The sequence below is a fragment of the Paeniglutamicibacter gangotriensis Lz1y genome (assembly GCF_000348945.1).
GTDB classification, from domain to species: Bacteria; Actinomycetota; Actinomycetes; order Actinomycetales; family Micrococcaceae; genus Paeniglutamicibacter; species Paeniglutamicibacter gangotriensis.
Window position 1 is genome coordinate 235,517 of sequence record NZ_AOCK01000003.1, and the last position, 20,162, is coordinate 255,678.

Consider the following 20,162-nt stretch of genomic DNA (forward strand, 5'->3'; position numbering starts at 1 on the left):
GCAACCTGCAACTCCTGTCCCACCGCGGTGGCCCACTGGCCCGGGATGAGAGGGGCCGTGTTCAACGCATAATATCCGCTCGCCATGACTCCCGAGAATACTCGCGGAGAAGAACCAACATCCTCTCTAAGCCGGACGGCCCCACCCCATTGGCTTCCACGGTGCTTTCGTCAGGAAGTCCGCGGGATTTCCGGCACTCTCGGACTCCCCCAAACTCACGCAAGCCATCCTCAGGCACAGGTGCCCTCCGAGTTATCCACATTCCCCGATGCTCCGCACCACTGCCTCAGCCCGTGGCGCATGCTAGACCCATGACCACAGCAGCAGCCATCGCCCTGCTCGCGGGAGACCGCGAGGATCCGAGGTACCCAGCTACCCCGGACGATGAGTTGCGCGCCTACACCGCTCTGGCGTTGGCCCTCGAGGAACTCGGGCCGCGCATCGCCAAGCACACTACCTCGCCTGCCGACGCCGCCTACTTCGTCCAGGTGGTCGAACGTACCCACCGCAACATCGGCTTCACCCAACTCTCGGCCACCGGCCTGGCCCAGCGCACTCTGGTCCACGAGCTACCCGAAGACACCTTGGTCGGCATCAACCAGTGCCTCACGGACCCGCCTGCCTACATCGCCGGAACCCTCGAGATGCCCGAAGCTCCCGCCACTCCTCCCAAGGGGCGGCCCACCTTCAAGAACACCGTCGAGTTCCTACAAAACACGTTCCGCATCGGTTTCAACGAGGCCCGGGACCGCGTGCAGGCAGCCACGCGCTTGTTCCCGGGTATCGATATCCACGGCATCGAGCATCCGCCGGCGTTCCCGCTCTTGGCCGATGCGCTCGCGAGCGGCAAGGCCTCGCCCCAGCAGCTCGCCGATGCCGCCAAAAAGCTTGAGCGGATGCGGCCGGAGATCAAGCAATACCCCAACTCCGACGAGCTAGCCAGCGAGTTAGAGGCGCAAGTCGCCGATTCGGTGAAGGAACAAGTTCCACGCACCACCAACAAGCTCTTCAACGCCATCCAGGTCGCTCTCGATCATGGCGTCAAGGAACCCACCGAGGAAGTGCTGCGCACCAAACTCGGTGCCTTCTACCGCGGCACCAACGCGGGCATCGCGGAGTTCATCCTGCGTGTCCGGGCGGCCGATGCCGAGCTCCTGCTCACGCTTTTTGCCCAGCTGGACAACGCGCGGACCAAAGCCGGTGACCGCGACGCACTGCGCCAGCAAGCCACCGGAGTGCCCAAGGAAACCGACGGCGCGAACGGGACCGACGGATCGAATGGTTTCGTGGATTCGAAGGATTCCGACGCTTCCGCGAACTTCGACTCCGACTCCACCGAACCCCCTGAATCGCCCGAAGCACCAGAAGCCATCGCCGACGACGCCGGAAACGACACTCACGCCGACACCGCGCCCATGCTGCCGGACTTCCCCGACTTCCTCATCGATCCGGCGACCGGCCTCCCGCTGACCGACCCGGCCGAAGCCAACAAACTGACCTTGGACCCAGTGCCCTCCGAAGCCAACCTCCTCGAAGCCATGAACAACACCGATTATGGTTCCGACGGCCTCACCCCGCCGCAGCGGCATCTTCAAGGTTTGATGAACTTGCTCAAAACCAACGGCAGAGCACCGAAGGGAACCAAGACCGCGGGGCTTCCTTCTCCGGAAATATTCATCATCACGACGCTGGCCGAGCTCGAGGGTAAAGCTGCCCAAACTGGCCTCACCCTGCACGGCCAAAAATACACCCCGGCCCAACTCAGACATGCTTTGTGTATTGGCGGGGCAATCCCCATCACGATGAACGGCAAAAGCCGGATCCTGGATCTGGGCACCGAGCAGCGCTACTTCCCTGACTACATGCGCAAGGCAATCCTCGCCATCTATGGCGGGTGCATCTTCCCCGGGTGCACCGTGCCACCGGAACATTGCGAGATCGACCATGACGACGAATGGTCCCAGGGCGGAACCACCCGGATCAACGACGGGCGGGCCTTGTGTTCCGGACACCACCACGCCAGACACACCGGACAGCTCAGCGTTATCCGGGACACCGACGGGCTCTATTCCGTGATCCTGCCGAAGTACCTTGACCCGGAGCAAAAACCACGACGCAACACCTATTGGCGCCAAGCCCCCAATGCCCTGCCATTGTTCTGAGCCCTGCCCGCACCCGGACAAGGAACACCCTTAACGGCCTCGAGCCCCGGCCCCCACTTCAGTGGGTGACCGGGGCTCGAGGCTGTCTGAAGCGGAAAACTTCGGGAACTAGCCCTCGATGCCCAGCTTCTCCAGCACCAATTCGCGCACGCGGCCGGCATCGGCCTGTCCGCGGGTGGCCTTCATGACCGGGCCCATCAGCGCACCGATGGCCTGCAGCTTGCCGCCCTTGACCTTGGCGACGACGTCGGGCATGGCTTCCATGGCAGCGTCGATTGCGGCACCCAGTGCCGCATCGTCGTTCACCACCGCAAGCGAACGCTTCTCGACGATCTCGGAGGGCGTTCCCTCGCCGGCAACCACAAACTCGAGCACCTGGCGGGCGATCTTGTCGTTGATCTTCTTCGCGCCGATCAGCGAGTTCAGTTCCACGATCGTGGCCGGAGTGACACCCAGATCTGCAACGTCCTTATCGGCGTTGTTGGCCAGGCGCGCAATCTCGCCCATCCACCACTTGCGGGCCACCGCGGCGGTGGTTCCAGCGGCAATGGTCTCCTCGATCTGCTCGGTAACACCCGCGTTCACGACGTCGCGGAACTCGGCATCCGAGTAACCCCAGGCTGCCTGCAGGCGCTTACGGCGCTCGGCCGGCGGCTCGGGCAGGCGGGCGCGCAGCTCCTCGATCCACTCGGGCGTGGTGATAATCGGCACCAGGTCCGGTTCCGGGAAGTAGCGGTAGTCATCCGCGTCCGACTTCGGGCGGCCCGAGGTCGTGGTGCGGGTGTCCTCGTGCCAGTGGCGGGTTTCCTGCACGATGGCAGCCCCCGAGTTAAGCACCGCTGCGTGGCGCTCGATCTCAAAGCGCACCGCGTGATCCACGGCGCGCAACGAGTTCACGTTCTTGGTCTCGGTGCGGGTACCGAACTTCTCGGCTCCCTTGAGCATCAGCGAGACGTTGGCGTCGCAACGCACGTTGCCGCGCTCCATCTTCGCGTCGGAGACATCCAGTGCCTTGACGATCTCGCGGATCGCCGCGACGTAGGCCTTCGCCAGCTCGGGGGCGCGCTTGCCGGCACCCTCGATGGTCTTGGTGACGATTTCCACCAGCGGCACGCCGGAGCGGTTGTAGTCCACCAGCGAGTAGTCGGCACCCTGGATGCGGCCGGTGGCCCCGCCCATGTGGGTGAGCTTGCCGGCGTCTTCTTCCATGTGTGCGCGTTCAATCTCCACGCGGAAGACCTCGCCGTCGGACAGCTCGATGTCGATCCAGCCGTCGTACGCGACCGGGTCGTCGTACTGGGAGGTCTGGAAGTTCTTCGGGGTGTCCGGGTAGAAGTAGTTCTTCCGGGCGAAACCGCAGCGTTCGGCGATCTTGCAGTTCAGCGCCAGACCGATCATGATCGCGTATTCCACCGCGGTCTTGTTGACCACCGGCAGCACGCCGGGCAGGCCCAGGCAGACGGGGGTCACATTGGTGTTGGGCGTATCGCCGAACACGTTCGGTGCGGAGGAGAACATCTTGGTCTTGGTGTTCAGCTCGACGTGGACCTCAAAGCCCAACACCGGGTCGTATTTTTCCAGTGCGACATCGAAGTCGACAAGTTCTTCTTGGTGCATGGCCATGTTAGGCAACCCCTCCGGTGGTGGTGGCGGACAATTCGGGGGCCTGATCCAATAGACGGCCACCCCAAGAGTCTTCCAGCAATTTCTCAAGTGCCGCTCCGACACGGTACAGACGCGCGTCTTCGCGAGCCGGGGCCAGGAACTGGATCCCGACCGGCAGGCCCTCGGACAGTCCACCGGGAACGGTGATGCCCGGGATCCCGGCCATGTTCGCCGGGATGGTGGCCACGTCGTTGAGGTACATCGACAACGGGTCATCGATCTTGGAGCCCAGCTCGAAGGCGACGTTCGGGGAAGTCGGGGAAATCAGCACGTCGGCGAGCGCAAACGCGGCGTCGAAGTCGCGCTGGATCAGCGTGCGGACCTTCTGCGCCGAGCCGTAGTAGGCATCATAGTAGCCCGCGCTCAACGCGTAGGTGCCCAGGATGATGCGGCGCTTGACCTCCTCGCCGAAGCCTGCGGCACGGGTAGCACCCATGACGCGTTCGATGGTCAGCGGACCCTCTTCGGGCAGCACACGGGTGCCGAAGCGCACGCCGTCGAACTTGGCCAAGTTGGAGGATACTTCCGAGGGCATGATTAGGTAGTAGGCGGCCAGCGCGTACTTGAAGTTCGGGCAGGAGACCTCCACGATCTCGGCTCCGGCGGCACGCAGTGCCTCCAGTGATTCGTCGAAGCGTGCCTGGACTCCAGCTTCGTAGCCTTCGCCCTGCAGCTCCTTGATGACGCCCACGCGCACCCCGGTCATGTCACCGGTTGCGCCCTGTTCGGCGGCGGCGATGAGCGCCGGCACCTGTTCGTTCAGCGAGGTGGAGTCGGCCGGGTCGTGCCCGCCGATCAGCTCGTGCAGGTAGGCCGAGTCAAGCACGGTACGGGCGACCGGTCCGATCTGATCCAGCGAGGAGGCCATCGCGATGGCTCCGTAGCGCGAGACTCCGCCATAGGTCGGCTTCACGCCGACGGTGCCGGTGACAGCACCTGGCTGGCGGATCGATCCGCCGGTATCGGTGCCCAAGGCCAGCGGAGCTTCGAAGGAGGCCACCGCTGCAGCGGAACCGCCGCCGGAGCCACCGGGGATCCGGTCCAGGTCCCACGGGTTGCGGGTCGGGCCGTAGGCCGAGTGCTCGGTGGAGGAACCCATCGCGAATTCGTCCAGGTTGGTCTTGCCCAGCATCGGCAGCTTCGCCGCGCGGATCTTGGAAATCACGGTTGCGTCGTAGGGGCTCATCCAGCCCTCGAGCATCTTCGAGGCGGCGGTGGTCGGCTGCCCCTTGGTGACGATGAGGTCCTTGATGGCGATCGGCACGCCGGCCAACGGGTGCAGTGCCTCGGCTTCGGCTCCGCCGGCGGCGCGAATGGCGTCGACCTCGGCGGCAACTGCCAGTGCTTCGTCGGTGTTCACGTGCAGGAAGGCGTGAACTCCGCGCTCCCCGCCGTCAATCTCGGCAATGCGGTCCAGGTGCGCCTGCACGGCTTCGACGGACGTGATTTCGCCGGCACGCAGCTTGGCTGCAAGCTCGGTGGCGGAAAGTTGGATGATCTGGTTCATGAATTACTCTCCATCCAAAATGGCCGGCACCCTGAAGCGGGTATCGACGGAGTCCGGTGCGTTCATCAGCGCTTCTTCGGCGGTAAGCGTCGTTCCCACGACGTCTTCGCGGAACACGTTCGTCAGGGCAATGGGGTGCGAGGTGGCCGGAACATCGGCCGAGGCGGCCTCGGAGACCGACGCGATTGATTCGACAATGACACCGAGTTCGCCGGTCATTTTCTCCAGCTCGGCATCGCTCATCTCGATGTGGGCCAGCTGCGCCAAATGCGCAACGTCCTCACGGCTGATGGCAGACATATATCTCCCTAGGTGGGGCGGATGGGGTTTCCCCCCTAGTCTAGTACGCCCCACCGGCCCTCGATGGCGTCTGCGGGACCATCGCCCGCGCCATCGTTATCCCCGGCAACCCGCGGGTTGTCGGGGTCTCTCAGCTAGGAGAATTCGAGCACTGCCCCGTCGACGGCCACACCGTTTTCGCTCCAGGGCGAACTGACCCATGCGGTGGCCGCGTCCGACGCGGAGCCACCGGCCACCGGCCGGCGGATCACGCGGATCTCGGTGTCCGCCTGCTCCACCCCGTCCTGCGCAGGGCGCTGCACCTTGACCAGCGGCTCGAGGGTGAAGGAGGTGTTTTGGTGCTGCGCCTCGACCTGGCCGGCCAACAGGGCCCTGACCTGTGCCTGCCACACGGGGTCGCCGGTGCCGTCGTAGATCCAGCGCTTGCCCAGCACCCCGTGCTCGCTGGTACCCAGCAGCGAGGCTTCCGCTCCAGGCAGTTCTTGCCCGCGGTAGCTCAACGGCACGTGGTAAATGACCGGGCTTTCCGTAGCCGTATCGGCCACGACGATGAATTCCATGCCTACCTCGCCGGCCGGATCATCAAGACGGAACCCGCCCAAGGTCTCCAACACCGGTTCGCCCTCGCCGGCGAACCAGTCCTGCTGGGGCAGCCACGCGGCCATCAGTTGGTGCTTGGTCGGATCCATGGTGGTGTTGAAAATCTCGCTCATGTTGTTCTCCTGCACGACGTCGACGGATGAAACCTCTGTTGGGCCGGCGATACCTGTGAATCCTCACCGATGCCCGACCCCCACCCTAGCCACACGCGCCGGGCATCGGACCGACGGCACTCGGAGGGAGACACCCTCGGAGCTGCTGGTTAGGTGCAGAAGGCCCCTGACACCGGAAATTCTCGATGTCAGAGGCCCGCGTCCCCGCTCATTTCCCCGTACCCCGCACGGGAAGCGAGCGGCAGGAAAAGAACACAGGAATCAGCGTGGGTAGTTCTAGAGCACGTAGGTGTAGACGACCAGGACGATCTCGGTGTTCGGGACATACCAGTCGCGTTCTGAGGCGTGGGTGAACCCGTCGGCCTCGTAGAGTGCGCGGGCTGCGATCCAGTGTCCTCCGGTGGTCAGCGAAATGGTGTGCACCTCGTCGATTTCCCGGGCACGGGCAATCACCGCGTTGAGCAGTGCGCGTCCGGCTCCCGAGCGCTGCACCTCAGGGTCAACAACGAGCATCCTGAATTCGAGTTCGCCGGGCAGTGCGATGTCCGCGTATTCGCTCCCGTGACGCACCAGCGTGACGGATCCGATGACCTTCCCGTCGCGTTCAGCGACCAGGATCTCGGCCGCGGCGTGGCGTGCGGCAACCTGCGCCACGAACTGCAGGTATTCGTGGTCGGGATCATCGAAGTGCCCCGCATGCAGGTAAGAGTCCAACGTGATCCGCGCGATATGCGGGTAATCGGCTTCGGTGGCCGGACGGATCACCAGGGTATTTGCGGGTGCGATGGTTGTCGTAGTCATTATCTTCAAGTGTGCCAGCCCGGGCCCCTGCTGTCCCGTACGCTTCGGCTACTTGTTGCGAACCTCACCAGCGCCGCCGGCCCCCGGGCATGGTGGCCTCGGGTGTCTACGCGTTCCTGCAGGCGTGGAACGAATTGACCGTTGCCTTGGTGGGGATGACCGAGGACTAGATGAAGACCCTCCTGCTGTGGCTGCGCGGCTTCGTACAGGCCTCGGCCACCCGCGAGACCGACTGGGGCATGGTTATGGCCGCCTCCATGATGGTCGCGGTCCCGGTGATCGCCTTCTTCATGATCGTGCAGTCCAAGATGTCCTCGGGGCTGGTCGGCGGTGCGGTGAAGGACTAATGATGTTCCCCAACTTCGACCCGCAATCACAAGACGTCGCCGAGAATTCGACGGCATTCGACGGCGGAACCAGCAGCAATCGTTGCTGCCCGCCCGCACGAGCCGCGGCTACGCACGTTGGCCGCCGCCACCTTGATGCCGGGATTCAGCGGCACCACCATGCCCGGCTGGATCGTCGACGCACTGGCCGCCGGGATGGGGTCGGTGTGCATCTACGGTACCAACGTCGTTTCACCCGGCCAGCTGAAGGCATTGCTTGGTCAGCTGCGCGACTCCTCCGACACCGTGCTGCTGACCATGGACGAGGAGGGCGGGGACGTCACCCGCCTGCACTACCTCACCGGGCCCAACCAGCCGGGCAACGCGGTGCTCGGCCGCATCAATGACGAAGCAACCACCGCCGCGGCGGCCGCGGACTCGATACCTGTCACCCGATTTGGGCGCTTGCCGATCAGCTGCGGGCCGACGAACGCACGGTCATGGTTGTTGAATGCGGTTGGCCACGTTCGGCAGCGGACCTCTACACGTTCGGGGCCTCCCGCAGCGTCTCCCGTGCCCTGGGCCAATTACTGGCTCCGACCTGCATCCCAGGACCTTTTGAGTGAAGCGCCCGACCGGTGGATGCTGGCCACCGGACCCCGCCCGCGGACCCCAGCGCGCCCGCTTGTCCGGGCCCACGCACCCACGAAGTGGAAGACCCAGCCTCGCACAAGATACGCTCTATGACGTTGGCTAGGCCTGCTTTGCCGCACCCGTAACGATATTCCGGCCCCACCCATAAGGAACACACCCATGGAAGTTTTGATCGCCGCAACCCCCGAAGAAGCAGCTCAGTTCGCAGCCGAAGCGGTGCTTGAGGGATTGCAAACGCGCACCGAGGGCCACAACGTACTGGGAGTGGCCACGGGGTCCACCCCGCTGGGACTCTACGGAGAACTGGCCAAGGCCGTGAAGAACGGCGAGGCTGACTTCAGCAACACCATTGCTTTCGCCCTGGACGAATACGTCGGGCTGGAGAGCACCCATAAGCAGTCCTACCGCCAGACCCTGATCCAGGAACTCTGCAAGGTCATCGGCCTGCCCGAAGCCAACTTGAACACCCCCAACGGCTTCGGCGACTCCGAGGAACAGATCCGCAAACAGGCAGCTGCCTACGATGCGGCCATCGTGGCGGCAGGTGTCGACGTGCAGATCCTGGGCATCGGGACCAACGGCCACATCGGCTTCAACGAGCCCGGATCCTCGCTGCGTTCACGCTCACGTATCAAGCGCCTGTCCAACAAGACCCGCGAGGACAATGCGCGCTTCTTCGATGGCATCGATCAGGTCCCCACACATTCGGTGACCCAGGGCCTGGGCACCATCTTGGAAGCCCGCCGCGTGGTACTGATCGCCACCGGTTCCAACAAGGCCGAAGCCATTGCCACGGCGCTCGAGGGCCCGCTGTCCTCCGCTTGCCCGGGTTCGGCCGTGCAGCTGCACCCCGACGCAGTGATTGTCTTGGATGAGGCTGCCGCCGCCGGCCTGAAGAACCGCCTCTACTATGACGACTCGGCCGCCGGCCTGCAGTTCGGCATCTAGGTTTCATTCGTTCCGCGGCCCCGAGGCTTCCGGACACACTGATCGTTTTCCCGTGAGGGAATATCTGACGAAGGACCCGCAGCACCGTGGATCACTCCCCGGAGCGGCGGGTCCTTCGCATGTGCCCCAAGAGGCACCAAACCTTCGCTGAACCTTCGCCCAGCCCAGCGCCCGGCCCGGCGCCAGGCCCGGCGCCCGGCGCCCGGCCCATCACTCGGCCCTTCGACGGTTCTAGTGTGTGGCCTGCTCGGCCGGCAACGCATCAAAGTCTAGGTAGCCGGCGGCCTGCCAGCCCGGATTGGTGCGCGGGCGCAGCACCGGCAGCCCCGCTTCTGCGGCGATCAGCGCCCCTGCCGCCCAATCAAATTCCTGGGTCCCGTATTCGGCGTAGGCGTCAAGGGTGCCGTCGGCGACCAGGCACAGATCCAGGGCAGCCGATCCGATGCGGCGGACATTCGCGAAGCCGGGCATCAGCCCCAGCAGCGCACCGACCTGGAACTGGCGCCGATCCGCGTCGTAACCGAATCCCGTGGCCAGCAACTTGCCTGCTTCGTTCTGGTCTCCGCCGTGCAACCGTTGGGCACGGGTTGCGCTGCCGCCGCGCCGTGACCCGCTGCCGGCGACCTGCGTGGAATCGATGAGCCAGGCCCCGTCCCCGGCGGCGGCGTAGTATTCGGTGCCCAAGGCTGGGGCGTTGATCGCCCCGGCAAGCCAGCCGTGGGTTCCGGTATCCATCGCGGCTCCGTCGGCGGCCAGCGAATTGCCGTCTTCCGGCGCTACGGCGCCCTGGGCCGGCGCGGTTTTCATTTTCGCCGGGTGTGCACCCGCGGCAGGAACCGCTGGCCCATCCACCGGACCGAAGACCGCCACCGAGGTGCAGTAGTACACAATGCCGCGCACGAAGTTCGCTGTGCCATCCAACGGGTCGATGGACCAACGGTACCCGGAGGGTTCGGCGGGGTCGGTGTGCCCGTATTCTTCCCCGGTGATCGCGTCATGCGGCCTAGCCGCGGCGATCACATCGCGCACCGCCATCTCCGCCCGCCGATCAAAGTCGGTGACCCAGTCCCCCGCAGCCGACTTGGTGTCGGCGGCCACCCGTCCACGGCCGCGTTCGGCCAGCACCGCGGCGCCGGCCGCTGCGGCTTCACGGGCCACGGCCAACAGTTCGCGGCGCACCTGCGGGGCCCCGGTCTCTGGCTTGCCGGCCGACGGTGCGCCTTGCAGGTGCTTGGGCTGTGGATTGGTGCTCATCTGGTGCTCCTTGGAACGTGTGTGGGGGGGTGCGTGTCGGTGCGGGGATGGGCGGGCAGGAGCGTGCGCCGGGTCGGTGCTAGGCGCCGGGGTTGGGCCGGCCTTCGACCGCCTCGGGGCCGCCTTCGAGCAGCAGCACGAAGCCTTCCTCGTCAAGCACCTGGATGCCCAGCGAGACGGCCTTGTCCAGCTTGGAACCGGCGGCCTCGCCGGCCACCACGTAAGCGGTGTTCTTGGAGACCGACCCGGCAGCCTTACCGCCGCGGATGATGATCGCTTCCTTGGCGGCGTCGCGGCTGTAGGTCGGCAGGGTGCCGGTGACCACGATGCTCATGCCTTCAAGATGCTTCACGATGGATTCGTCCTGCTCATCTTCCATCGCGACGCCAGCTGCCGCCCAGGCGCGCACGATTTCCAGGTGCCAGTCGATGCTGAACCATTCGATCAGCGCGTCGGCGATGATGGTTCCGACCCCGTCGACCTCGGCCAGGGCCTCGCGGGCGCCCTCGGTTTCCAGGGCATCGATGATCTTGTCCATCGACCCGTAGCGGGTCGCCATGGCGCGTGAGGCAGTGGGCCCCACGTGCCGGATGGACAATCCGACCAGCACCCGCCACAACGGCTTGGTCTTGGCCTTCTCCAGCTCATCGAAGAGTTTGAGTGTGGTCTTGGTCGGGCCCGATTCCTTCTTGGCCGTGGCCTTGGAGTAGAAGTACGGGACCAGCGCGAATTTTCCGGTGCCCGCTCCCTTGGAACGGATCTCACGCCACACTTGCACCTCTGCCAGGCTCCGGCGCAAGGTGTCATCCGGGTTGCCGGCTGCCAGATCGAAGATCTGTGCCTCGGAGGTGATCGGACCGGGGCCTGCCGGGGCAATGATCCCACCGTTTTCCGCCGGGTCGTCTCCCGGGCCCACGGTCAGTGCCTGGGCTGCCTCGTAGCCCAGCGCCTCGATGTCGAAGGCGCCGCGCCCGCCCAAGTGGTCAACGCGTTCGGTGAGCTGGATCGGGCAGGAGCGCGCATTGGGGCAGCGGATATCCACATCCCCCTCCTTGGCCGGGGCCAGTGCCGTTCCACAGGAAGGACAGTGCGTGGGCATCACAAATTCGCGTTCGCTCCCGTCGCGCAGCGGCAGGACGGGCCCGACGATTTCCGGGATCACGTCCCCGGCCTTGCGCAGGATCACGGTGTCCCCGATGAGCACGCCCTTGGCCTTGACCACGTCCTGGTTGTGCAGCGTCGCGCGGCTGACGGTGGACCCGGCGACCAGCACCGGTTCCATGATGCCGAAGGGGGTGACCCGGCCGGTGCGGCCCACCTGCACCTGAATGTCGATGAGCTTGGTGTTGACCTCTTCGGGCGGGTACTTGTAGGCGACGGCCCAACGCGGGACCCTGGAGGTGTTGCCCAGGTTGCGCTGGATCTCGAATGAATCGGTCTTCACCACGATGCCGTCGATCTCGTGGAGCAGGTCGTGGCGGTGTTCACCGTTGTGTGCGATGAATCCGAGCACCTCATCCAGGGTGTCGACGACCTTGAAATATGGGGAGACCGGCAGCCCCCAGGACTCCATCAGCTGATAGGTTTCCGACTGGGTGGCGGCGGCGAGCCCGGCGCGCACCCCGAAGCCGTGCACAAACATCTTCAGTGGGCGCTTGGCGGTCTCCGACGGGTCCTTTTGCCGGATGGAACCTGCCGCTGCGTTGCGCGGGTTGGCCAGCGGGGCCTTGCCGGCGGTAATCAGGGCCTCGTTGTAGGCGGCGAAGTCCACCGAGGGGATAAAGATCTCCCCACGCACTTCGACCTCTGCCGGCCAGTTCTCCCCCGCCAGCTGGGTCGGGATCGTTTTGATGGTCAGCACGTTGTGCGTGACGTCCTCGCCGGTGGTACCGTCCCCGCGGGTTGCCGCGCGCACCAGCTTGCCGTCGCGGTAGAGCAGGTTCACCGCCAACCCGTCGATCTTGACCTCGCAGAGCCATTTGAGCTCGTGTCCGGCAGCTCGCAACGCGGCGTTGGCCGCGGTCTTCTCGCCCCAGGCGGTGACCTCATCGAGGGAGAACACATCCTCCAGCGAGTACATGCGCGAGAGATGCTCGACCGGTGCGAAGGCAGCGGAGACCTCGCCACCAACTTCCTGGGTGGGCGAGTCATTGGCGACGATGGCAGGGTGGCGCGCTTCAATGAGTTCCAGGCGCGAGTAGAGCACGTCGAACTCGGCGTCGGAGATCAGCGGGGCATCGTCGTTGTAATACGCAGCGCGGTGCTTGCGGATCGTCTCGGTCAGCTCCTGGTACTCCTGGCGCAGTGCCTCATCGGGCACATCCGCATCGGGAGTTTGGAGCGTATCGGGCTGCATGGTCGGTTCTTGGTCAGTCACCTCTCCATTTTGCCCCAGAACACCGACGAGTTGGTGCCCGGGCGCGGTGCGCGTGTGGCGCGGCGCTTCGGTGGGCTCCTACGGGCTCCCGAGTGCTGGTGGCGCGTGGGCCCCCGGTTGCCTAGGGGGCTCCGGTAAGAGCCTGTCCTCGGATGCCGCCCGGGAAGGGGCAGGTACCCGGGGGTCAGCCATCGGGGGCGGGCACCGAAGTTTCTGTCAGGGAGACTCGACGTCGATGATGATCACCGAGATATTGTCCCGGCCGCCGCTGGCTAGGGCGGCGTCGATGAGCTGGTGAACCGCTGCGGCGCGATCCGGGACGTGGGCGAGGATCTGTTCCATGGCGGAGTGCTCGACCTCTCCGGTGAGCCCGTCGGTGCACAGCAGGTAGCGATCCCCCGGGCGCGGGATGTGGAACTGGGTGTCGGGCACCGCGTTGCCGCCGGCGCCCAGAGCGCGGGTGATCAGGTTGCGTTGAGGGTGAATGCGGGCTTCGGCCTCGGTGATGATCCCGGCGTCCAGAAGTTCCTGGACCGCCGAGTGGTCCCGGGTCAGCTGGGTCAGCACACCGTTGCGCAGCCGATAGCCGCGCGAATCCCCGACGTTGAGCAGCATCAGCCGCACCTGCCCGGTGGGGGCCGTGGTGGCGGTGGGGGTGGTTGCCGGGGCAGGGGTATCAGGTGCCTGGGCCCCGGGGATCGGGGTGACCTTGGCGGAGGTGACTACCACCGGCGGCACGGGGGCAGGCTCAGCCAGTGCGGCTTCGAGTTCGGCGCGCGGGAGCACATCGGTGGTAGGTTCCGGGTGATCGGCGGTGGCCGGGTCGCTGAGTGGTTCCTCGTCGGGACCGGGGGTCGGGGGCGTCGAGGCGTGTGCGGCCTCGAACGCTTCGTCGGTGCCCGGCAGGTAGCGCGGCTCGCCCAGGGCAGGCATCGGCAGGCGCAGCACATCGGTGGCGGGAGCCGGATGCGTTCCTTGGCCCGGCGAAGACTCCGGGGCGTGGTCCCCCGAGACGGGCCAGGTGCCGCCGTTCTGTTCCGTGCGCACCAGCGCCAGCGCGCAGAGCGTGGTTCCGCCGCGGGCCCCGATGGCCCGACGAATGGACTCGTCGGCTGCGTTGACCCGGGCCAGCACGTCGCTGGCGTGCGGCAGCGTGCGCGGGGAACCAGAGTTTGCCCCCGCGGTATCGGCAAGTTCTGCCAGGGCGGCGATGCCCAGCCGGGAGGCCAGGTCCCCGGCCTCGTGACCACCCATGCCGTCGGCCACGGCAAAGATCGTTCCGGCGTCGAGCACCGCGTCTTCATTCACGGCCCGGCGCAGCCCGATATCTGTTGCCGCAGTGGCATGCACCTGCCCGAATCCGTAGTCCATCTAGTCCAACACCAGTCCCGATCCGGTACCAGGTGCCAGGCGCACCGGGGTGACATCGCCGAAGCCGCGCACCGCGGTGGTTTCCTGAGGTTCAAGCACAAAGCGCGCATCCCCGGCCAGCGTGGAGGCGGTGAGCTCGTCGGTGAGCACCGTGCCGGGCTCGGCCAGCGAGGTCAGCCGCGCGGCAAGGTTCACCGTCGGACCGTAGATGTCTCCTAGTCGGGAAAGCACCCTGCCCCAGACCAGAGCGACGCGGGTGTTGGGCAGCAGCTCGTCGGCGGCGAACTCCTTGGACATCGCCAGGGAGATCTGCGCGCCGGCCTGTGGGGTCTCGGCCACAAAGAGCACCTCATCGCCGACGGTCTTGACCAACCGGCCACCGCCGATGGAGATGATCTCGGCGCACTTGGACTCGAAGCGCTGCACCAACTGCGCCAGCGTGCGTTCATTCATGCGGCGCGAGAGCGCGGTGTAGGAGACCAGGTCAGCGAAGCCCACGGCGCGAGCCAGCGGCAGCGGGGCATCATCCTCGGAGCCGTCGCGGCCCTCGGCGGAGGCTGCCAGGCCGGTCTCGGCGCGCAACACCAGCCGGTGCACCGCGGCGTTGAGCTGCCGGCGCCAGGAATAGACCAGCAGGTCCTCGAGCGGTTCGATGATCTCCGGCAGCAGGTTCACCAGGTTCCGGCGCGCCTCGGGGTCGCTCATCTTCTGGTTCTGCACCATGTCTTCGACCAGTGCCTCGACCTGCCAGACCACCATGCGGTCGGTCATCTGGCCCACCGAGCGGGTCAGCGAGATCGCGGTTTCCTCGGTCAGGGTGCCCTCGCGGACCATGTTCAGGATGGATTTGAGGGCATCTTGGTCGACGCCGGTGAAAAAGACTTCTTCGTCGCCCAGGTTCGGGAAGCCCAGGGCGCGCCAAATCTTGCGCGCTGAGAGCAGCGAGACCCCCGCCCCGGCGGCCATTTCACGCCTGCGCATGGTGCGGTCGGCTCCCAGCAGGCGCCGTTCCAGCTCACGCACGGAGTCGCGGGCAGGTCCCGGGGTGGTCCGGTTGACCTGCTCGGGGCGCTTCATGGCCTCCAACAAGTCGGCCAACGGGTCCGCGAGTGCTGGCTCAAGCTCAACTGCCCCGGCCGGAACGGCAGCCGTCGGTTCCTCGGCGGGGCCCACCGTGGTCCCGGTGACCGCGGTATCGGGGCTTGTGGGGGGATGACGATGGGCACGTGCCGCGTCACGGGCAGCGGTGGGCGCAACGGCTTGGGTGCCCGTCGCCGGCGACCGCTCACTCATGCTCAGTCCATTCTCTGGGGTTCTGGGGGTGTTGGTGCTGCTGCTCATGCGCTTCGTTCGTCGGCCTCATCGGCGGGAGCCCGCCGTTTCCTTCTACCATGTTTACACCATCCACCGCCGGGAAGTGCGGCAGGGCGGTGATGGCCCCGACGCAATGGCCGCGCATGCGGGCCACTGCCGGAACGTGGGTGATGTCCACCCGGTCCTCACCCAGCACGATCCGCAACGTCCCGGGGGCCAGTTGCGGCGCGTTGTGACGCACCACCGCAACGATATCGTGGATTGCGTACAACCCGATGGAATGTTGCCCCGCGGCCCGGCGTCCGCGTTTGGTCACGATGCGTTCGGTGGTCAGGTAGATGTAGCGGTTGGCCCAGCGGATCCACGGGCGCAGGCACCAGACGAACAGCAGCACCCCCGACACCACCGCCAACAGGGCCAGAAACAGGGGGCGCCCCTCGACGAGCCAGGGCGCCAGGTCCTCGCGCAGCAGCAGGCCGGTGAGGTAACTGGTGGCGGCGACCAGAAACAGGAAGCCCAGCAGGGGGCCGCGCAGCACCCTGCGGTGGGCACGGGTCTTGACGAGGACGCGTTCGCGTTTCTCCAGTATCAATTTCACGTCCCGGCTCCTTCAACCCACACACCGGTTGTGCGTGCCGGTCTTGCTCCCTGTCCATGGTAGTTCTAGCGCTCCCACGTTTTGGTCTTCGGCCCGCCCGTGCACCGTGCTGCGGCGTCTGCACGCCGCCAGCATTCTTCCCCGTCTCACGGGGCAAAGGCCCGGTCCCGTTGCATGCCTCACCCATCTTCAGCCGCTTAGGCGTAGCTGCCGTCGGAGCGGCGCAGGTGCTGGACGTCACCGGCCAGTATGTGGTGCTCGGTCCCGGCCTCGTCGCGGACCCTCAGCGCGCCTTCGGCGTCCAGGTCAGTGGCGGTGCCGCGCAACACCGTGCCGTTGGGCAGGTGCGCATCGACCTGGTGTCCGATGGTCACCATGGCCGAACGCACCACTTCGCGCAGGCTGCTGGACGTGTCCCGCACCTGGCTTGGCGCCATGGGGGCGACGGAGTCGGCCTCGGGGGCTGACAGCTGCTGGGGAACCGGGTATCGGGCAGGGGTCGAAGCATTGCCGCCGGCTCCTTCGAAGGCCCGGAACAAGTGCGTCACCCGGCGCAGGTAACCTTCCAGCAGCAATGTTCTATCGAGGGTCGCGGCACCCAGGGTGCCCAGGCTTGCGGCGGTGGCTACCGGCAGCTCCGCGGCGGTGAGTGAGACGTTGAGCCCGGCGCCGACGATGACTACCGGGCCTTCGGGGCGCATGACCAGCTGGGCCAGCACCCCGCAGACCTTGCTTCCCCCGGCCACCACGTCGTTGGGCCATTTCAGCCCGGCCCCCACCCCGGCGTCCTCACGCAGCGTCCACACCATCGCGGTGGAGCAGAGCATCGACAGCCAGGCCAGTCCGGCCTGATTGAATCCGGGGGCGGGACGGAAGTAGATGCTGGTGGCCAGGGAACTGCGTGCCGGGGCCTGCCAGCCGCGGCCCAGCCGCCCGTGCCCCGCCATCTGGTGTTCGGTGGTTTCGACCGACAGGTTGGTCAACGGCTGGTGGGTAGCGCGCTGCGCCAGATCATCGTTCGTCGACCCGGTGTGCTCGCTGACCCACAGCTCCCCCATGCCCAGTTCGTCCATGACGGTGCGCAGCCGGGGCTCATCCAACGGCACACGGTCCGCCGCGCCGGCTACAGGGTCCGCGGCGGCATCCGAGGTTGCGCGCTGGTTTTCGGGTGTTTCCGGGTGCGGTTTAATGCTCATGCCTCCCAGCCTATCGATCCGTGGCTCCGGGGGAACCGGCCTACAAGAAGATGTCGCCGATCAGGGCGGATTCGGGGGCGCCCATGGAGTATCCGGACAGGTCGGTGATGCCCGCGGCGGCCAGCACCGACTCGTCGGTAAAGAAGTTTCCGCTGCAGCTCCGTGCGTCGGAGCTCAGGATCGCCTGGGCTGCGTCGGCGACGATACGGGCCGAGCGAGCGGCCTGGACCATCTTGTCTCCACCAGGCATGTTGCGGATCGCTGCGGTGTCGATCAGCGTCGCCGGCCACAGCGAGTTCACCCCGATGCCGGTGTCACGCAATTCCTCGGCCAGGCCCAGGGTGGTCATGGACATTCCGTACTTGGCCATGGTGTAGGCCAAGTGCTTGCCTGCCCACATCGGATCAAGGTTCAGCGGCGGCGAGAGGGTCAGGATGTGTCCGTTCTCGCTCTTGCGCAGGTGCGGAAGCGCGCACTTGGACAGCAGGAAGGTACCGCGCACGTTGATGTCCATCATCAGGTCGTAGCGCTTCATCGATACGTCGTCGGTGGTGGAAAGGTCGATGGCCGAGGCGTTGTTGACCACCATGTCGATGCCGCCGAAGCGCTCGATCGTTTGGGCGACGGCGGAGGCCACATCCTCGTCGTTGCGTACATCTCCCACGATGGCCAATGCCGCGCCTCCGGCGGCGGTGATCTCATCTGCGGCGGTGAACACGGTTCCGGCGAGGTTGGCCTGGGCGGTGGCGGTCTTGGCCATAATGGCCACGTTTGCTCCGTCCGCTGCCGCACGCAAGGCGATGGCCAACCCGATGCCGCGGCTGCCTCCGCTCATCAGGATGGTCTTGCCCTGCAGGGGCTTGGCATTGGGGGCGATGACGTCGCGGGGGGATTCACTCATGTGAGCCACATTACGTGAACCGCCGACAGTTTGCTACTCGTGAGTAACTTATTTTATGGACGACTCGCGCCCCAACACGGTACGAATTTGTAGCATTCCTACACACAATTCGGCCCATAGCCTCATTAGACTGGCCAAGGTGGCATGGTTGTTGTGCCTTTCCTACTACGTAACTACTTCAAGGGAGCCATGGGATGACCCAGAGCCGCATCGCTGACGCCACGGAATCGATCGACCTGACCACCACTGTGGGCAAGATCGCCGAGTTCCGTCGCCGCGAGGCCCTCGCCCAGGCGCCCTCGGGCGCCGAAGCCATCGAAAAGCAGCACGCCCGCGGCAAGCACACCGCCCGCGAACGCCTTGAGATGCTGCTCGACGAGGGGTCATTCGTCGAATTCGATGCCCTGGCCGTGCACCGCACCTCCGCCTTCGGCATGGACAAGAAGCGCCCCTTGGGCGACGGACTGGTCTCCGGCTACGGCACCGTGGACGGGCGCCAGGTCGCGGTCTATTCCCAGGACTTCACCGTCTACGGCGGTTCCCTGTCCCAGGTCAACGGCGAAAAGATCGTCAAGGTCCAGGAATTCGCGCTGCGTACCGGCTGCCCGGTCGTCGGTATCCTCGACGGCGGCGGCGCACGCATCCAGGAGGGTGTCGCCTCGCTGGCGATGTTTGCCGACATCTTCCGCAACAACGTGCATGCCTCCGGTGTGGTCCCGCAGATCTCGCTGATCATGGGCCCCAGCGCCGGCGGCGCGGCATACTCCCCCGCACTGACCGATTACGTGATCATGGTCGATAAGACCAGCCACATGTTCATCACCGGCCCCGATGTGATCAAGACCGTCACCGGCGAAGAAGTGGACATGGAGACCTTGGGCGGCGCGCGCCAGCACAACGCCACCACCGGCACCGCCACCTACCTGGCCACCGACGAATCCGATGCGATCGAGTTCTGCAAGGAACTGCTTGAGTTCCTGCCCTCGAACAACATCTCCGATGCCCCGGCCACCGAATTCGACGAGGAACTCGAAATCACCGCCGAGGACCTCGAGCTCGATGCACTGATCCCGGACTCGGCCAACCAGCCCTACGACATGCGCAAGGTGATCGAGCACATCGTCGATGACGGTATCTTCTTGGAGATGCAGTCGTTGTACGCGCCGAATGTGATGATCGGCTACGCCCGCGTCGAGGGCGCCACCATCGGCATCGTCGCCAACCAGCCGATGCAGTTCGCCGGCACCCTCGATATCGCCGCATCCGAGAAGGCCGCCCGCTTCGTGCGCAATTGCGACGCCTTCAACATCCCGCTCCTCACCCTGGTCGATGTCCCGGGCTTCCTGCCGGGCAAGGACCAGGAATTCCAGGGCATCATCCGCCGCGGCGCCAAGCTGCTCTACGCCTACGCCGAGGCCACCGTGCCGAAGCTGACGGTGATCACGCGCAAGGCCTACGGCGGAGCGTACATCGTGATGGGTTCCAAGAAACTTGGTGCAGACATCAACCTGGCTTGGCCGACGGCGCAGATCGGCGTGATGGGCGCCCAGGGAGCCGTGAACATCCTCTACCGCCGCGACCTTGCAGCAGTGGCCGCCGAGGGCGGCGACGTGGAGGCCCGGCGCACCGCGATCATCGAGGGCTACGAGGCCGAACTGCTCAACCCCTACCAGGCAGCCGAGCTTGGCTATGTGGACGCGGTCATCGCCCCATCCGAAACCCGGTTGCAGATCGTCCGCGGCCTGCGCGCCACCCGCGACAAGCACGCCGCGCTGCCGGCCAAGAAGCACGGGAACATCCCGCTGTGAGCACCGACCAGATGGGACCGGACGCGCTCGCGGCCGTGCAGATCACCCGCGGAAATCCCACGGCCGAGGAGATCGCGGCGCTTACCGCGATCATCTCCGCGATGGATTCGACGGACCACGGCGCCACAGCTCCTTCGGGCACCGAACTGCGCCGTGGACGTATCCGTCGGCGCCGCGCGCTCAATGCAGCCCCACTGCCTTGGAAGGTCGGCCGACAATAGCCTGACGTGAACCGCCCTCAGGACATGAGTTACTGGTTCACTGGTT

General features: G+C 65.9%; 17 protein-coding genes and 1 pseudogene. 6 read left to right on the forward strand and 12 right to left on the reverse strand.

Annotated elements, in window-relative coordinates:
- Nucleotides 1-311: 311 nt before the first annotated feature.
- On the forward strand, nt 312-2,162 hold the full coding sequence (locus ADIAG_RS06380) for an HNH endonuclease signature motif containing protein (protein WP_007270515.1): 1,851 nt from the start codon (nt 312-314) through the stop codon (nt 2,160-2,162).
- A 108-nt stretch (nt 2,163-2,270) separates the two neighbouring features.
- Here ADIAG_RS06380 and gatB read toward each other — a convergent pair whose 3' ends face one another.
- From gatB to ADIAG_RS06405, 5 genes are all read right to left on the reverse strand, one after another.
- Nucleotides 2,271-3,785, reverse strand: coding sequence for an Asp-tRNA(Asn)/Glu-tRNA(Gln) amidotransferase subunit GatB (gatB, locus tag ADIAG_RS06385; protein WP_007270516.1), 1,515 nt, complete (start codon nt 3,783-3,785; stop codon nt 2,271-2,273).
- 1 nt (nt 3,786) lies between these two features.
- Nucleotides 3,787-5,334 (reverse strand): Asp-tRNA(Asn)/Glu-tRNA(Gln) amidotransferase subunit GatA, encoded by a 1,548-nt coding sequence (gene gatA / locus ADIAG_RS06390; RefSeq protein WP_007270517.1) that lies wholly within the window; start codon nt 5,332-5,334, stop codon nt 3,787-3,789.
- A 3-nt stretch (nt 5,335-5,337) separates the two neighbouring features.
- Nucleotides 5,338-5,634 (reverse strand): Asp-tRNA(Asn)/Glu-tRNA(Gln) amidotransferase subunit GatC, encoded by a 297-nt coding sequence (gatC, locus tag ADIAG_RS06395; RefSeq protein ID WP_007270518.1) that lies wholly within the window; start codon nt 5,632-5,634, stop codon nt 5,338-5,340.
- A gap of 134 nt (nt 5,635-5,768) precedes the next feature.
- Complete coding sequence (locus ADIAG_RS06400; RefSeq protein WP_007270519.1) at nt 5,769-6,347, reverse strand: maltokinase N-terminal cap-like domain-containing protein; 579 nt, start codon at nt 6,345-6,347, stop codon at nt 5,769-5,771.
- Nucleotides 6,348-6,623: 276 nt separating this feature from the next.
- A complete protein-coding gene (locus ADIAG_RS06405; RefSeq protein ID WP_007270520.1) occupies nt 6,624-7,148 on the reverse strand; it encodes a GNAT family N-acetyltransferase in 525 nt (174 codons plus the stop codon).
- Between the two features lie 83 nt (nt 7,149-7,231).
- Between ADIAG_RS06405 and ADIAG_RS20825 the strand changes: the two are divergent.
- The 3 genes and pseudogenes from ADIAG_RS20825 to ADIAG_RS06415 all read left to right on the forward strand — a co-directional run.
- Nucleotides 7,232-7,495 (forward strand): annotated as a pseudogene (locus tag ADIAG_RS20825) (carbohydrate ABC transporter permease); the annotation flags it as partial.
- Nucleotides 7,496-7,612: 117 nt separating this feature from the next.
- A complete protein-coding gene (locus ADIAG_RS06410) occupies nt 7,613-8,221 on the forward strand; it encodes a hypothetical protein (RefSeq protein ID WP_007270522.1) in 609 nt (202 codons plus the stop codon).
- A gap of 66 nt (nt 8,222-8,287) precedes the next feature.
- Nucleotides 8,288-9,076, forward strand: a complete 789-nt coding sequence (locus tag ADIAG_RS06415) for a glucosamine-6-phosphate deaminase (protein ID WP_007270523.1) — start codon at nt 8,288-8,290, stop codon at nt 9,074-9,076.
- Nucleotides 9,077-9,307: 231 nt separating this feature from the next.
- Here ADIAG_RS06415 and ADIAG_RS06420 read toward each other — a convergent pair whose 3' ends face one another.
- The 7 genes from ADIAG_RS06420 to ADIAG_RS06450 form a co-directional block, all read right to left on the reverse strand.
- The gene (locus ADIAG_RS06420; protein WP_007270524.1) at nt 9,308-10,330 is read right to left on the reverse strand and encodes an inositol monophosphatase family protein; all 1,023 of its coding nucleotides are present in this window, start codon (nt 10,328-10,330) and stop codon (nt 9,308-9,310) included.
- A 79-nt stretch (nt 10,331-10,409) separates the two neighbouring features.
- The gene (gene ligA / locus ADIAG_RS06425; RefSeq protein WP_007270525.1) at nt 10,410-12,686 is read right to left on the reverse strand and encodes an NAD-dependent DNA ligase LigA; all 2,277 of its coding nucleotides are present in this window, start codon (nt 12,684-12,686) and stop codon (nt 10,410-10,412) included.
- 237 nt (nt 12,687-12,923) lie between these two features.
- Nucleotides 12,924-14,078 (reverse strand): PP2C family protein-serine/threonine phosphatase, encoded by a 1,155-nt coding sequence (locus tag ADIAG_RS20015; protein WP_007270526.1) that lies wholly within the window; start codon nt 14,076-14,078, stop codon nt 12,924-12,926.
- Nucleotides 14,079-15,371, reverse strand: a complete 1,293-nt coding sequence (locus ADIAG_RS06435) for an adenylate/guanylate cyclase domain-containing protein (RefSeq protein WP_007270527.1) — start codon at nt 15,369-15,371, stop codon at nt 14,079-14,081. It abuts the gene before it with no gap.
- Nucleotides 15,364-15,990, reverse strand: coding sequence for a hypothetical protein (locus ADIAG_RS06440; protein WP_007270528.1), 627 nt, complete (start codon nt 15,988-15,990; stop codon nt 15,364-15,366). The genes ADIAG_RS06435 and ADIAG_RS06440 overlap by 8 nt, the downstream gene beginning before the upstream one ends.
- A gap of 197 nt (nt 15,991-16,187) precedes the next feature.
- Complete coding sequence (locus ADIAG_RS06445) at nt 16,188-17,186, reverse strand: biotin--[acetyl-CoA-carboxylase] ligase (RefSeq protein ID WP_007270529.1); 999 nt, start codon at nt 17,184-17,186, stop codon at nt 16,188-16,190.
- 40 nt (nt 17,187-17,226) lie between these two features.
- A complete protein-coding gene (locus ADIAG_RS06450) occupies nt 17,227-18,087 on the reverse strand; it encodes an SDR family oxidoreductase (protein ID WP_007270530.1) in 861 nt (286 codons plus the stop codon).
- A 194-nt stretch (nt 18,088-18,281) separates the two neighbouring features.
- Between ADIAG_RS06450 and ADIAG_RS06455 the strand changes: the two genes are divergently transcribed.
- Together ADIAG_RS06455 and ADIAG_RS06460 are read left to right on the forward strand one after the other, a co-directional pair.
- On the forward strand, nt 18,282-19,895 hold the full coding sequence (locus ADIAG_RS06455) for an acyl-CoA carboxylase subunit beta (RefSeq protein ID WP_007270531.1): 1,614 nt from the start codon (nt 18,282-18,284) through the stop codon (nt 19,893-19,895).
- Nucleotides 19,892-20,116, forward strand: a complete 225-nt coding sequence (locus ADIAG_RS06460; protein WP_043473706.1) for an acyl-CoA carboxylase subunit epsilon — start codon at nt 19,892-19,894, stop codon at nt 20,114-20,116. Before ADIAG_RS06455 ends, ADIAG_RS06460 begins: the two co-directional genes overlap by 4 nt.
- Nucleotides 20,117-20,162: the final 46 nt, after the last annotated feature.